The organism is Roseovarius salinarum (assembly GCF_002834145.1).
GTDB classification, from domain to species: Bacteria; Pseudomonadota; Alphaproteobacteria; order Rhodobacterales; family Rhodobacteraceae; genus Roseovarius; species Roseovarius salinarum.
Map to the genome: position 1 here is coordinate 59,884 of NZ_PHNT01000010.1, position 14,045 is coordinate 73,928.

A 14,045-nucleotide genomic window follows, 5' to 3' on the forward strand; every position below is an offset into this window, starting at 1 on the left:
ACCGGGAAATGAAGCTCAGCGATTTCGATTTCGATCTGCCGGAGGACCGGATCGCGACGCGGCCCGTTCGCCCGCGCAGCGCCGCGCGGCTTCTCGTGGCCGAGGGCGACACGATCACCGACGCGCATGTCGGTGATCTCGTCGACTGGCTGCGTCCGGGCGACCGGCTGGTTCTCAACGATACGCGGGTGATTCCCGCCCGGCTGGACGGGACGCGCACGCGCGTGGGCGCGCAGGGCGAAAGCCGCGCGCGGATCGAGGTGACGCTTCTGGAGCCCACGGCCGAGGGCGATTGGCGCGCACTGGTCAAGCCGCTGAAAAAGCTGCGCGACGGCGAGGTGGTGCGCTTCGCCGCGGGGCTGGAGGCCGAGCTTCTGCGCCGCGAGGACGGGCAGGGCGTGCTGCGGTTCAACTGCGCGGGCGATGATTTCCAGGCCGCGTTGGAGCAGGCCGGCGCGATGCCGTTGCCGCCCTACATCGCGGCACGCCGGGCGGCGGATGCACGGGACGCCACCGACTACCAGACCGTCTTTGCCCGCCGCCCCGGCGCCGTCGCCGCGCCCACGGCCTCGCTGCATTTCGACGAGGACCTGCTCACGGCGCTCGAGGCCAGGGGCGTGCAGTTCACCCATGTCACCCTGCACGTGGGCGCGGGCACCTTCCTGCCGGTGAAGGTGGACGACCCGCGCGAGCATCGCATGCACGCCGAATGGGGCGAGGTGCGCGAGGCGGCGGCGGCCCAGATGCGCGCCAGCCGTGCCGCCGGCGGGCGCGTCATCCCTGTTGGAACCACGGCGCTGCGGTTGATCGAGACGGCCGCGCGCGACACCGGCGAGATCGCGGCCTGGAAGGGGGCGACCGATATCTTCATCTACCCCGGGTTCGAGTTCCGCGTGGCCGACGCGTTGATGACGAATTTCCATCTGCCGCGTTCGACGCTGATGATGCTGGTCTCGGCCTTCATGGGGACCGAGCGGATCCGGCGGATCTATGCCCACGCGGTCGCGCAGCGGTACAGGTTCTTTTCCTACGGCGATGCCTCGCTGTTGATCCCGCGCTGAAAACACGGCATCGGGTGGAAAGCGACGCGCGGCATGTCGCGGACGCCGGCGCGGCCCCGTGCGGCCTGTGCGAAGGTGACACCGCGTACCTCGGGGACGGGCGATGATTCAAGTTCTTTCAGGCGCCTGGGCGCTTCTGTTGGGCATGATGCTGCTGCAGGTCGGCAACGGCATGCAGTCCACGCTGCTTGGCATCCGCGGCGAACTCGAGGGGTTCTCGGCCTTCGAGATGTCGCTGGTGATGGCCGGGTATTTCGTGGGGTTCCTGTTCGGATCGCGGATGGCGCCCGAGATGATCCGGCGCGTCGGCCACGTGCGGGTCTTTGCCGCGCTGGCCTCGCTGATCTCGGCGGTGATGATCCTTTATCCGGCGCTGCCCGACATCTGGGCCTGGGGCGCGGGGCGCGTGCTGATCGGGTTCTGCTTTTCCGGTGTCTATGTCACCGCCGAAAGCTGGCTCAACAACGCCGCCACCAACGAAACGCGCGGCAAGGCGCTGTCGCTTTACATGATCGTGCAGATGGTGGGCATCGTGTCGGCGCAGGCGCTGATGCTGGTGGCGGACCCGGCCGGGTTCATACTGTTCATCATCCCCTCGGTCCTGGTGTCTCTGTCCTTCGCACCGATCCTGCTGTCGATCAGTCCGACCCCGGCCTACGGCACGGCCAAGCCGATGTCGCTTGCGCAGATCATGCGCGTGTCTCCGCTGGGCTGCGTGGGCATGTTCCTGCTGGGCGGGGTGTTCTCGGCGCAGTTCGGCATGGCGCCGGTCTTCGGGGCCGAGGCCGGGCTGAGCGTCGCGCAGATCTCGACCTTCGTGGCGACCTTCTTCGTCGGCGCGGTGGTGTTGCAGTATCCCATCGGCTGGCTGTCCGATCGGCTGGACCGCCGCGTGCTGATCCTCGCCACCGCGGTGATCGCGGGGGGTGGTGCGCTGGTGGGGCTGCTGCTGGGCGGTTTCTTCTGGGCGCTACTGCTGGCCGGATTCATGATCGGCGGGATGTCGAACCCGCTTTACGCGCTGCTGATTGCCTATACCAACGATTTCCTGACGCATGACGACATGGCTGCCGCGTCGGGCGGCATGGTGTTCATCAACGGGCTGGGTGCCGTGGCCGGCCCGCTGGTGACGGGCTGGCTGATGGGCATGATCGGACCGCGCGGATTCTTCCTGTTCATCGCCGGGCTGATGCTGGCGATGGCGGGCTATGCCGCCTACAGGATGACCCAGCGCGCCGCGCCGGCGCCGGACGAAACCGAAAGCTACGCACCTGTCGTGCCCTCGGCATCGCCCGTTTCGGTTGAGCTCGCGCAGGAATATGCAACCTGGGCCGCGCAGGACGATCAGGATGACCCCGGACCCCGTGACGCAGGGTCAAGCACGGCGGTATAATATGTCGTTTTTGAAGCATTTTTTTACTGTTCATGACCGCTCGGATGTAATTAACATTTTTGTAACCATTAGGCGAAAGGCGAGGAGGTTTCGATGGTTGCGCCCGAGGAGGTGTTGAGGTTCTGGCTCGACGAGGTCGGGCCGAAAGGCTGGTATCAGCCGACCGATACACTCGACCAGACGATCCGCGAGCGGTTCGAGGCCGCCTGGCAGGACGCGCGTGAAGGCGCCTACGCCCTCTGGCTGACCTATCCCAGCGGAACGCTGGCCTACGTCATCCTGACGGACCAGTTCCCGCGCAACATGTTCCGCGGGCAGGGGCAGGCGTTCGAGACCGATGCCGCGGCCCTGGCCGCCGCCAAGGCCGCGATCCATCGCGGCTGGGACACGCGCATCGACGAACCGGCGCGCCAGTTCTTCTATCTGCCGCTCATGCACTCGGAAAACCTCTGCGACCAGGAACGCTGCGTGCGCCTGATCTGCGAACGGCTGCCCGAGACCGGCGGCGACACCCTGCTGCACGCGCGCGCCCACCGCGAGGTGATCCGCATGTTCGGCCGCTTCCCCTACCGCAACCCGGCGCTTGACCGGGCGACGACCGACGCCGAGCAGGTCTACGTCGACGGCGGGGGCTACGGTGCAACCGTGCGCAAGCTGCAGCGCGCCGCCGCCGCCTGACCACCGGTCACTCTCGTCGCCGGTTCGATGGGCCGGCGGGCTTGCCGCGCGGCACCGGCCGGGTCGCGTTGTGCCCTTCCCCGGGATAGTTTAATGTCAAACTAATTTCGGAATCGGAGGGGCACATGGCGGCGACAACCTATGACATGATCGTGATCGGGGCCGGGCCCGGCGGCTACGTGGCCGCGATCCGGGGCGCGCAGCTTGGGCTGAGCGTCGCCGTGGTCGAACGCGAGCACATGGGCGGCATCTGCCTCAACTGGGGGTGCATTCCCACCAAGGCCATGCTGCGCTCGGCCGAGGTCTTTCACCTGATGCACCGCGCAAAGGAATTCGGGCTCGAGGCCAGCGGGCTGGATTACGACCTCGACGCGGTGGTCAAGCGCTCGCGCGACGTGGCCGGGCAGCTCAACAAGGGCGTGGGGCACCTGCTGAAGAAGAACAAGGTCACCGCGATCATGGGCGAGGCCAGGCTGACCGGGCCGGGCAGGGTCAGCGTCACCACCGAGAAGGACACGCAGGAACTTGAGGCGAAGAACATCGTCGTGGCCACCGGCGCGCGCGCCCGGGAACTGCCGGGGCTGGAAGCCGACGGCGCCCGCGTCTGGACCTACAAGCATGCGCTCAAGCCGCCGCACATGCCGCAGAAACTCCTGGTCATCGGCTCGGGCGCGATCGGCATCGAGTTCGCGAGCTTCTACAACACGCTGGGCGCCGAGACGACCGTCGTGGAGGTGGTGGACCGCATACTGCCCGTCGAGGACGAGGAGATCAGCGGCATGGCCCGCAAGGCCTTCGAGAAGCAGGGCATGACCATCCGCGCGAATTCCACCGTCAAGCAGCTCGACCGCGGCAAGGACAAGGTCACCGCGCATATCGAGTCGGGCGGCAAGACCGAGACGATCGAGGTCGATACCGTGATCTCCGCCGTCGGCATTACCGCCAACACCGAGGGCCTGGGGCTGGAGGACATGGGCGTCAAGCTCGACCGCTCCTTCGCGGTGACGGACGCGTACTGCCGCACCGGCGTGGACGGCGTTTACGTCATCGGCGACGCCACGAACGGGCCTTGGCTGGCGCACAAGGCCAGCCACGAGGGCGTGATGGTGGCCGAGGCGATCGCCGGGGGGCATCCCCACCCGGTGTCGCCCGACAGCATCGCCGGCTGCACCTACTGCCACCCGCAGATCGCCAGCGTCGGCCTCACCGAGGCACAGGCCAGGGACGCGGGCCACGAGATCAACGTCGGTCGGTTTCCCTTCATCGGCAACGGCAAGGCGCTGGCGATGGGCGAGCCCGAGGGCATGATCAAGACCGTCTTCGACGCCACGACGGGCGCGCTGCTGGGGGCGCACATGATCGGCGCGGAGGTGACCGAACTGATCCAGGGCTACGTCGTGGGCCGTCAGCTCGAGACGACCGAGCAGGAACTGATGGACAGCGTGTTCCCCCATCCCACCCTGTCGGAAATGATGCACGAATCCGTGCTCGATGCCTACGGCCGCGTGATCCACATCTGACGCGGGCGCGGCGAGGGACGCACCAAGGGGACCGTGGCCAGCCCGAACCGGGTCAGCATGCGGCGCAGCACGCGCCGGTGGATTGCTCGCGCTGGTCCGCGCGCGGGCCGAAGAACCTGCTGGTCGAGGCCAAGTAATGGGGCAACCGGGCGGCGGCACTGCGCAACCTGGAACGCCCCTGACCGCCGCGGTTCGACCGCGCCACGGACGATCTGACCAACGATCCCGATTTCACGTTATGCGCGGCAATGGCGCGGACATGAGACGCGCGTGTCTCCCGGCACGCCTGTTCACGGTCCGTTCACAGATTTTTCTTGGAACTCCGCAGCCGCTCCATTATCTGTTGTGACGGCATGACCGGGGGGCTGATGGCCGAGCTCAAGACGATCGAGGTGCGCGGCGCGCGCGAGCACAATCTGGATTCGGTCGACGTGGACATCCCGCGTGACCGGCTGGTGGTGATCACCGGGCTTTCGGGGTCCGGAAAGTCCAGCCTGGCCTTCGACACGATCTATGCCGAGGGGCAGCGCCGCTACGTCGAATCGCTGTCGGCCTACGCGCGGCAGTTCCTCGACATGATGGAAAAGCCGGACATCGATCACATCAGCGGACTGAGCCCCGCGATCTCGATCGAACAGAAGACGACCAGCAAGAACCCGCGTTCCACCGTCGGCACGGTCACCGAAATCTACGACTACCTGCGCCTGCTCTTCGCGCGCGCGGGCACGCCTTATTCGCCGGCGACCGGCCTGCCCATCGAGGCGCAGCAGGTGCAGGACATGGTCGACCGTGTGATGGCGATGGCCGAGGGCACGCGCGCCTACCTGCTGGCGCCCGTCGTGCGCGACCGCAAGGGCGAATACCGCAAGGAGATGCTGGAGCTTCGCAAGCAGGGCTTCCAGCGGGTGAAGGTGGACGGGCAGTTCTTCGAGCTCGACGAGCCGCCCGAGCTTGACAAGAAATACCGCCACGACATCGACGTGGTGGTCGACCGCATCGTGGTCAAGGAGGGGCTCGAGACGCGCCTCGCCGATAGCTTCCGCACCGCGCTGGACCTTGCCGACGGCATCGCCGTTCTGGAAACCGCCCCGCGCGAAGGCGCGCCCGAACGCCACACGTTCTCCGAAAACTTTGCCTGCCCCGTGTCCGGTTTCACGATTTCCGAGATCGAGCCGCGGCTGTTTTCCTTCAACGCGCCCTTCGGCGCCTGCCCGGAGTGCGGCGGTCTGGGCGCGGAACTTTTCTTCGACGAGGCGCTCGTGGTGCCCGACGCCAACCTGTCGCTTCAGGGCGGCGCCATCGCGCCGTGGCGCAAGGGCCGCTCGCCCTATTTCACCCAGACGATCGAGGCCATCGCGCGGCATTACGGCGTGGACCCCAAGGCGCGCTGGAAGGATCTGCCCGAGATCGTGCAGCAGGTGTTCCTTCACGGCTCGGGCGACGAGGAAATCGCCTTCCGCTATGACGAGGGCGGGCGCGTCTACAACGTCACCCGCGGGTTCGAGGGCGTGATCCCCAACATGGCCCGCCGCTACCGCGAGACCGACTCGAGCTGGATCCGCGAGGAATTCGAGCGCTACCAGAACAACCGGCCCTGCGGCGCCTGCGGCGGCCACCGCCTGCGACCCGAGGCGCTGGCCGTGAAGATCGCCGGCCGCCACATCGGCGAGGTGGTGGCCATGTCCATCGGGCAGGCGCACGACTGGTGCGCCACCGTGCCCGACCACCTGACGCCGCAGAAGAACGAGATCGCCCGCGCCATCCTCAAGGAAATCCGCGAGCGTCTGGGGTTCCTCAACAACGTCGGGCTCGAATACCTGACGATGAGCCGCGCCGCCGGCACGCTGTCGGGCGGGGAAAGCCAGCGCATCCGCCTCGCGAGCCAGATCGGCTCCGGGCTCACGGGGGTGCTCTACGTGCTCGACGAGCCCTCGATCGGGTTGCACCAGCGCGACAACGGCCGGCTCCTGGACACCCTGAAGAACCTGCGCGACCAGGGCAACACGGTGATCGTCGTCGAACACGACGAGGAAGCGATCCGCAGCGCCGATCACGTGCTCGATATCGGCCCCGGCGCCGGGGTGCACGGTGGGCGGATCGTCAGCCAGGGCACGCCCGAGGAGATCGCGGCCGACGCGGGCTCGATCACCGGCCAGTACCTTGCCGGCACCCGCCAGGTCGCCGTGCCCGACGTGCGACGCGACGGCAACGGCAAGGCCGTGACGGTGGTCGGCGCCACCGGCAACAACCTTGACGGCACCACTGCCCGCTTTCCCCTGGGCAAGTTCGTCTGCGTGACCGGCGTTTCGGGCGGGGGCAAGTCCACGCTGACCATCGAGACGCTGTTCAAGACCGCCGCGGTGCGCCTGAACGGCGCGCGCCACACGCCCGCACCCTGCGAGACGATCAAGGGGCTGGAGCATCTCGACAAGGTCATCGACATCGACCAGCGGCCCATCGGGCGCACCCCGCGGTCCAACCCGGCCACCTATACAGGCGCCTTCACGCCGATCCGCGACTGGTTCGCGGGTCTGCCCGAGGCCAAGGCGCGCGGCTACAAGCCCGGGCGCTTTTCCTTCAACGTCAAGGGCGGGCGCTGCGAGGCCTGCCAGGGCGACGGGCTGATCAAGATCGAGATGCACTTCCTGCCGGACGTTTATGTCACCTGCGAGACCTGCAACGGCGCCCGCTACAACCGCGAGACGCTGGAAATAACGTGGAAAGGCAAGAGCATCGCGGACGTTCTTGACATGACGGTCGAGGACGCGCAGGAGTTCTTCAAGGCCGTGCCGGCGATCCGGGAAAAGATGGACGCGCTGATGCAGGTGGGGCTGGGATACATCAAGGTTGGCCAGCAGGCCACGACCCTGTCGGGGGGCGAAGCGCAGCGCGTGAAGCTGTCTCGCGAACTGGCCAAGCGGGCGACGGGGCGCACGCTGTATATCCTCGACGAGCCCACGACGGGGCTGCACTTCGAGGATGTCAGGCAGTTGCTGAAGGTGCTTCACGATCTGGTCGAGGCCGGCAACACGGTCGTTGTGATCGAGCACAACCTCGACGTCATAAAGACGGCCGACCACATCATCGACATCGGCCCCGAGGGCGGCGACGGCGGCGGCGAGATCGTGGCCGAGGGCACGCCAGAGCAGGTCGCCCGATCCACCCGCAGCCACACCGGCCGGTATCTCAAGGCGATGCTGCCGGCCGGCCGGGTCGCGGCGGAATAGCGCCGTGCGGATCGGGCTTGCACTCGGGGCAGGCGGCGCGCGCGGCTGGTGCCACATCGGCGTTTTGCGCGAACTGCAAGAGCAGGGGATCGTGCCCGACGTGGTCGCGGGCTGTTCGATGGGCGCGCTTGTCGGCGCGGCCTGGGCGTCGGAGCGGCTGAATGCGCTGGAAGACTGGGCGCGCGCCCTGACGCGGCAACGGTTCCTGACATACGTCGACCTGCGCCTGAGCGGTGGCGGGCTTGTGCGCGGCCGCACGGTCCTGGAACTGCTGGGCGATCTCGGCGTGGCCGAGGATTTCGAGGGGCTCGACCGTCCGTTCCTCGCCGTGGCCACCGACATGGCGACCGGGCACGAGGTGTGGCTGCGCGACGGGTCGGTGCGTGACGCGGTGCGCGCGTCGATCTCGATCCCGGGCGTGGTCGCGCCCCACCGCGTGAACGGCCGCTGGCTTCTGGACGGCGGGCTGATCAACCCGGTGCCGGTCTCGGCCTGCCGCGCGCTCGGCGCGGACCTGACCATCGCGGTGAACCCCAATGGCAAGCCCGGCCCGGTGCTGTGGCGGCCCCGGAAGGCCGAAAGCGGGTTCTGGGAAAAGCTGGGCCAGCCCGAGTTCATCTCCAAGCTGACCGACCCGGTGCGGGACATGCTGCCGCGGAACGGCGGCGACGATGCGCCCGAAGCGCCGCCGCCGCATTACCTCGATGTCGTCTCGACGGCGATGGACATCATGTCGGAATACCTGCGCAAGACGCGCGAGGCCGGCGATCCGCCGCACCTGTCGCTGTCGGCGAACCTGACGAACATGGCGGTTCTGGAGATGCACCGCGCCGAGGAGGCGATCGAGGAAGGACGCCGCATCGCCAAGGGCGCGGGGGCGCGGCTCGAGGAATTGCGCGCGATGATGTGATGGGCCGGCGTGCCGGCCCATGTGCTCAGCAGGTCACTTGGTCTTGTCGGAGGAACAGGTGTTCAGGCCGATGATGCTGTAGAGCGGGCAGGACGACATGAGTCCGGTCGCGAGGGGGATGATTCCCAGCAGGTAGAGCCAGCCGTAGGCTGCGCCCTGGTTGAGGAAGAAGCCTGCGATCAGGGCAAGCCCAACGACGATGCGCAGGACGCGGTCGATCGTGCCGATGTTCTTGGTCATGGTTTTCGTCCTTTCATGAATCGATCTGCGGCAGATCATACCGCCCCTGCAAGCGCCCGTCTGTGACCGCGTCACGTATCCGCGCGCGAAAGGCGTTCGAGGGCGTCACGATCCAGCAGCGTGACCGTGCCCCGGCCCGTGCGCACCCATCCCTTCTGGCCCCAGGCATCCAGCCGGCGCGAGATCACCTCGCGTGCGCTGCCCACCTGCGCGGCCAGGTCGGCCTGCGTGACGCGCACCGTGCCCGCGCCGTGATCGAGCATCAGAAGCCGTTCCGCCAGGCGGCATTCAACGCGCTGAAATGCAACGCGTTCAAGAAGTTGCATCATGGATTGCATGCGCTGCGCGAAGGCGTGAAAGACAGTGCCGCGGAACGTGGCGGAGCTGTCGATCAATTCAAGGAACATCGCGCGCGGCAGCATCACCAAACGGGTCTCGGCCACGGTGCGCGCCTCCGCGGTGTAGTCATCGCCGCCCAGCAGGCCCATGGTGCTCTGGATGCAGGACTGCCCCGGCTCCACGGCGTAAAGCAGGATGCCGCGGCCCGTGGCACCCGTCAGGGTCACGTCCACGCGCCCCGACAGGACCACCGCGTATCCCTGCACCGCGTCGCCGGGGCGGAACAGGGTGGTGCCGAGCGGCAGGCGTTGCGGACCAAGCGTTTCGAGTCGCGCGCGCGCCTCGAGCTCCAGACCGGCCAGGGACGGCGTCTCGTCGACCCAGCTCATGCCCCGCGGTGGCGTTTCTCGAAACGCGGCAGCATGGCGGAGAAATCCTTGCCCTTGCCGTCCTCGGCCTCGACGAAGCGTTCGTAGAGCTTCATCGCGGTCTCGCCCACGGGGGTGTCTGCGTCCGCCCCCTCGGCCGCCTGCATCGCGAGCCGCAGGTCCTTGAGCATCAGGTCCGCGGCGAAGCCGGGGGTGTAGTCGTTGTCGGACGGGCTCTCGGGGCCGATCCCCGGCGCGGGGCAGTAGGTGTTCATCGACCAGCTGGAGCCGGACGACGTCGAGACCACGTCGAACATCGCCTGCCGGTCCAGCCCCAGCCGGTCGGCCAGCGCGAAGGCCTCGCAGGTCACGATCATCGTGGCGCCGAGGATCATGTTGTTGCAGATCTTCGCGGCCTGCCCGTTGCCCGACGGGCCGCAGTGCACGGCCTTCCGCCCCATGATGTCGAACAGCGGTTTCGCCTTTTCAAAGCCGGCCTCGTCGCCGCCGACCATGAAGGTCAGCGTGCCGCCCTGCGCGCCGCCCACGCCACCCGACACGGGCGCGTCCAGCGCCGACAGCCCGGCGGCCCGTGCCTTTTCGGCGACGGCGCGCGCGCTGTCCACGTCCACCGTCGAGCAATCAAGGTGGACGGCGCCCGCCTCCATGGCCGGGATGATCTCCTCGGCCACCTTCTTCAGGATGTCGCCGTTGGGCAGCATGGTGATGACCACGTCCTTGCCCGTCGCGGCCTCGGCCGCGCCGGAGACCATCGTCACGCCCTCGATCTCCACGTCCGCGGTGTCGAAGCCCGTCACGTCGTGGCCGGCCTTGGCAAGGTTGGCGGCCATCGGGCCGCCCATGTTGCCCAGTCCGATGAACCCGATCTTCATGGCCTAGTCCTCCCTTTCGAATGTCAGTGCGCGCTCTCCCAGCGGCTCCAGCATCCGCGCGGCCGCCGCCATCGGGGGGGCGTCGAGCGTATGCTGCCAGCGCGGATTGCGGTCCTTGTCGATGATCGCCGCGCGTATCCCCTCGAGCAGGTCGCCGTGCTCCATCGCGCGGTGCGTGAAACGGTATTCGAGGCCGAGCGCCTCGCGGATCCCGGCATCCATGTCGCGCAGGCGGTGCTGCATCTCGATCGCGCAGGCCATCGACAGGGGCGAGTTGCGTGCCATCGCCGCCAGCGTTTCCTGCGCGAAGTCGCTGTCGTCGGCACGCAGCGACGCGACGATATCGCCAAGGGTGTCGCCCGCGAAATGCGCGGCCACATGCGGCTCCAGCGCCTCCAGCTTTCCCTGGGCCGGGGTTTGTGCGGCTTGCGTCACCGCGTCGGTACGCCCCGTGCGCGCCAGTTCGGCCTTGACCTCGGCCCAGCAGGCATCGGGCAGGTAGTGGTCGGCGAAGCCCACCCGGATCGCGTCGGCGGGCCCCATCCGGGTGCCGGTGGTGCCCAGGTATTCGCCCAGATGCCCGGGCGCGCGCGCCAGGATCCAAGAGCCGCCCACGTCCGGCACCAGCCCGATGGAGCACTCGGGCATGGCGATGCGGCTGGTATCGCAGACCACGCGGTGGCTGCCGTGGCACCCCAGCCCGACGCCGCCGCCCATGGTGAAGCCCTGCAGGAAGCTGACCACCGGCTTGGGGTATTCGTGCATCTTGGCGTTCATGCGGTATTCGTCGCGCCAGAACCGCTGGCCATAGGCGAAATCGCCCCTGGTTCCGGTCTCGTACAGTTCGGCGATGTCGCCGCCCGCGCAGAACGCCTTTTCGCCCTCGGCGTCGAGGATCACCAGGTCCACCGCGTCGTCGTGTGCCCAGGCGTCGATCGCATCCTCCACGGCAAGGCACATCCTGTAGGACAGCGCGTTGAGCGCCTTGGGCCGGGTCAGGGTGATGCGGCCCGCGCGGCCGTCGGTGCGTATGTCGATGTCGCTCATTTGTCCGCCAGCATCTGCCGCGCCACGATCAGGCGCATGATCTCGTTCGTGCCTTCGAGGATCTCGTGCACGCGCAGGTCGCGCACCAGTTTCTCGATCCCGTAGTCGGCCAGGTAGCCGTAGCCGCCGTGCAGTTGCAGGCACTGGTTGACGATCCTCGAGCCTGCCTCGGTCACGAACTTCTTGGCCATGGCGCAGAACTTGGTGGCGTCCGGTGCACCGGTGTCGAGCTTCCACGCCGCCTGCCGCAGGAAGGTGCGGGCCGCCTGAAGCTCGATCTCCATCTCGGCCAGCCTGAACTGCAGGCCCTGGAACTGGTCGATGCTCTGGCCGAAGGCCTTGCGTTCCCCCATGTAGGCCACGGTCATGTCCAGCGCCTGCTGCGCGGCGCCCAGGCTGCAGGCGGCGATGTTCAGCCGCCCGCCGTCCAGCCCGGCCATGGCGTAGGAAAAGCCGCGCCCCTCCTCGCCGACGAGGTTTTCGGCGGGCACCTGGCAATCGTCGAACTGCACCAGCCGCGTGGGCTGCGATCGCCAGCCCATCTTGTCCTCGAGCCCGCCGAAGGACAGCCCCGGGGTGCCGTCCTCGACGTAAAGGGTGGAAATGCCGCGCGGGCCCGCGTCGCCGGTGCGCACCATCACGACGTAGGCGTCGGAATACCCGCCGCCCGAGATGAACGCCTTGGTTCCGTTCAGGACATAGCCGTCGTTGGTGCGCGCGGCGCGGGTCTTGAGCGCGGCGGCGTCCGAGCCCGACCCCGGTTCGGTCAGGCAATACGACAGGACCGTCTTCATCGGGATCACGTCCGGCAGAACCCGCGCCTTCATCTCGTCACTGGCGAAGGTGTCGATCATCTTGGCGCACATGTTGTGGATCGACAGGAACGACGCGACGGATGGACAGGCCATGCTGAGCGCCTCGAAGACCAGCGTGGCATCGAGCCGCGACAGCCCCGCGCCGCCCGAGTCCTCCGATACGTAAAGCCCCCCGAAGCCCAGTTCGCCCACCTCGGGCCACAGCTCCCTGGGGATGGTGCCCTGCGCCTCCCAGTCGCGGGCGTTGGGCGCGATCCGGTCCTGCCCGAAGGCGTGGGCCATGTCGAAGATGGCCGTTTGTTCCTCGGTGAGGGCGAAATCCATGGGTCTCCTCCGCGCGGCGTGAAAATGAACGCTTGTTTAATTTCCAATCCTTGCAGGAATTTTGCAAGGGCCGGCGATGCCGATCAAAGGTCGGCGTGGAATTCCTCGATCAGGTGGCGGACCACCGCCTGCAACGCGTGATCGCGGTCGTCGCCGGCTTCCAGGGCCTCGACGAAGACACGTCTTTGCCGCCCGGCGCTGGTGCCGCTGCGCAGCATCTCGCGCGCGCGCTCGATCTCGGCGACCGAGGCGAAGAATTCGGCGTCCTGTTGCAGCAGCGCCAGCAATTCCTCCACCAGGTCGGCCATCGGCACGATCTCGCCACGGCCGAAGTCGATCAGCCCGCGGCCGACGCCGTAGCGCTGTGCGCGCCAGCGGTTCTCGGACACCAGGAACCGCTCGTAGAGGCGCCAGCGCTGGTTCTGGATCGCCAGCCGGAACAGCATCCGGGCCAGGGCCTGCATCAGCGCGGCCAGCGTCAGCGCGTGTTCCAGCCGCGGCTGGACGTCGAAGATCCGCGCCTCCAGCGTCGGGAACTTCGACGACGGCCGCAGATCCCACCAGATCTTGCTGGCGTCCTCGATCACCTCGAGGTCGGTCAGGATCTGCACCGAGCGTTCGAATTCGCCGTAGCTTTCCATGCGCGGCGGCAGACCGGTGCGTGGCAGGTTGTCGAACACCGTCAGCCGGTAGCACGACAGCCCCGTGTCCTGCCCCTGCCAGAAGGGCGAGGAACACGACAGCGCCAGAAGGTGCGGCAGGAAATAGGCCATCTGGTTCATCAGGTCGATGCGCCGGTCGGGCGGGTCGATGCCGACATGCACGTGCATCCCGCAGATCAGCAGCCGCCGCACCACGCCCGCAAGGTCGTCGGACAACGCGTTGTAGCGTTCCTTGTCGGTGTGTTCCTGCTCGCGCCAGTCCGAGAACGGGTGGCAGGATGCCGCGATCGGGGCGAGGCCCCAGCGCGCCGCGTTGCGGGCCACGGTGCTGCGCAGGCGCCTGAGGTCCTCGCGGGCCTGCGAGACGGTCGCGCAGGGGCGCGTGCCGATCTCGATCTGGCATTTCAGGAATTCCGGCGCGACCTGATCCTCGAGGTCGGCCTCGCAGGCGGCCATCAGCTCCGGCGGGGCTTCCGCCAGCGCCAGGCTGTCGAGATCGACCAGAAGGTATTCCTCTTCCACGCCGATGGTGAAGTCGGGATGTATCAGGGCCATCCGGCGCGCCCCC

At 67.8% G+C, this 14,045-nt stretch carries 12 protein-coding genes; 6 read left to right on the plus strand and 6 right to left on the minus strand.

All coding sequences use genetic code 11. The annotated features are described in order from the left end of the window. Positions 1 to 8 precede the first annotated feature (8 nt). From queA to CEF10_RS10535, 6 genes are all read left to right on the plus strand, one after another. Positions 9 to 1,061: a tRNA preQ1(34) S-adenosylmethionine ribosyltransferase-isomerase QueA gene (queA, locus tag CEF10_RS10505; RefSeq protein ID WP_101068130.1), complete on the plus strand. Its 1,053-nt coding sequence runs from the start codon at positions 9 to 11 to the stop codon at positions 1,059 to 1,061. Between the two features lie 103 nt (positions 1,062 to 1,164). Next, a complete protein-coding gene (locus CEF10_RS10510) occupies positions 1,165 to 2,454 on the plus strand; it encodes an MFS transporter (RefSeq protein ID WP_101068131.1) in 1,290 nt (429 codons plus the stop codon). Between the two features lie 93 nt (positions 2,455 to 2,547). Beyond that, the gene (locus tag CEF10_RS10515) at positions 2,548 to 3,132 is read left to right on the plus strand and encodes a DUF924 family protein (RefSeq protein ID WP_101068132.1); all 585 of its coding nucleotides are present in this window, start codon (positions 2,548 to 2,550) and stop codon (positions 3,130 to 3,132) included. A 125-nt stretch (positions 3,133 to 3,257) separates the two neighbouring features. Next, positions 3,258 to 4,652, plus strand: a complete 1,395-nt coding sequence (gene lpdA / locus CEF10_RS10520; RefSeq protein ID WP_101068133.1) for a dihydrolipoyl dehydrogenase — start codon at positions 3,258 to 3,260, stop codon at positions 4,650 to 4,652. A 368-nt stretch (positions 4,653 to 5,020) separates the two neighbouring features. Then, entirely contained in the window at positions 5,021 to 7,879 is a 2,859-nt protein-coding gene (gene uvrA / locus CEF10_RS10530) for an excinuclease ABC subunit UvrA (RefSeq protein WP_101068197.1), read from the plus strand. A gap of 4 nt (positions 7,880 to 7,883) precedes the next feature. Then, a complete protein-coding gene (locus CEF10_RS10535) occupies positions 7,884 to 8,789 on the plus strand; it encodes a patatin-like phospholipase family protein (RefSeq protein WP_157933005.1) in 906 nt (301 codons plus the stop codon). 33 nt (positions 8,790 to 8,822) lie between these two features. Here CEF10_RS10535 and CEF10_RS10540 read toward each other — a convergent pair whose 3' ends face one another. From CEF10_RS10540 to CEF10_RS10565, 6 genes are all read right to left on the minus strand, one after another. Continuing rightward, positions 8,823 to 9,029 (minus strand): YgaP family membrane protein, encoded by a 207-nt coding sequence (locus CEF10_RS10540; RefSeq protein ID WP_101068135.1) that lies wholly within the window; start codon positions 9,027 to 9,029, stop codon positions 8,823 to 8,825. A gap of 71 nt (positions 9,030 to 9,100) precedes the next feature. Next, on the minus strand, positions 9,101 to 9,757 hold the full coding sequence (locus tag CEF10_RS10545; RefSeq protein ID WP_101068136.1) for a Crp/Fnr family transcriptional regulator: 657 nt from the start codon (positions 9,755 to 9,757) through the stop codon (positions 9,101 to 9,103). After that, positions 9,754 to 10,629, minus strand: coding sequence for a 3-hydroxyisobutyrate dehydrogenase (gene mmsB, locus CEF10_RS10550; RefSeq protein ID WP_101068137.1), 876 nt, complete (start codon positions 10,627 to 10,629; stop codon positions 9,754 to 9,756). Before mmsB ends, CEF10_RS10545 begins: the two co-directional genes overlap by 4 nt. Positions 10,630 to 10,632: 3 nt before the next feature. Next, complete coding sequence (locus tag CEF10_RS10555) at positions 10,633 to 11,676, minus strand: enoyl-CoA hydratase/isomerase family protein (RefSeq protein ID WP_101068138.1); 1,044 nt, start codon at positions 11,674 to 11,676, stop codon at positions 10,633 to 10,635. Next, positions 11,673 to 12,815, minus strand: coding sequence for an acyl-CoA dehydrogenase family protein (locus CEF10_RS10560; RefSeq protein ID WP_101068139.1), 1,143 nt, complete (start codon positions 12,813 to 12,815; stop codon positions 11,673 to 11,675). Before CEF10_RS10560 ends, CEF10_RS10555 begins: the two co-directional genes overlap by 4 nt. Positions 12,816 to 12,898: 83 nt before the next feature. Then, positions 12,899 to 14,032 carry a carboxylate-amine ligase gene (locus CEF10_RS10565; protein ID WP_198586182.1) on the minus strand — a complete coding sequence of 378 codons (1,134 nt, stop codon included), beginning with the start codon at positions 14,030 to 14,032 and terminating at the stop codon, positions 12,899 to 12,901. Positions 14,033 to 14,045 lie beyond the last annotated feature (13 nt).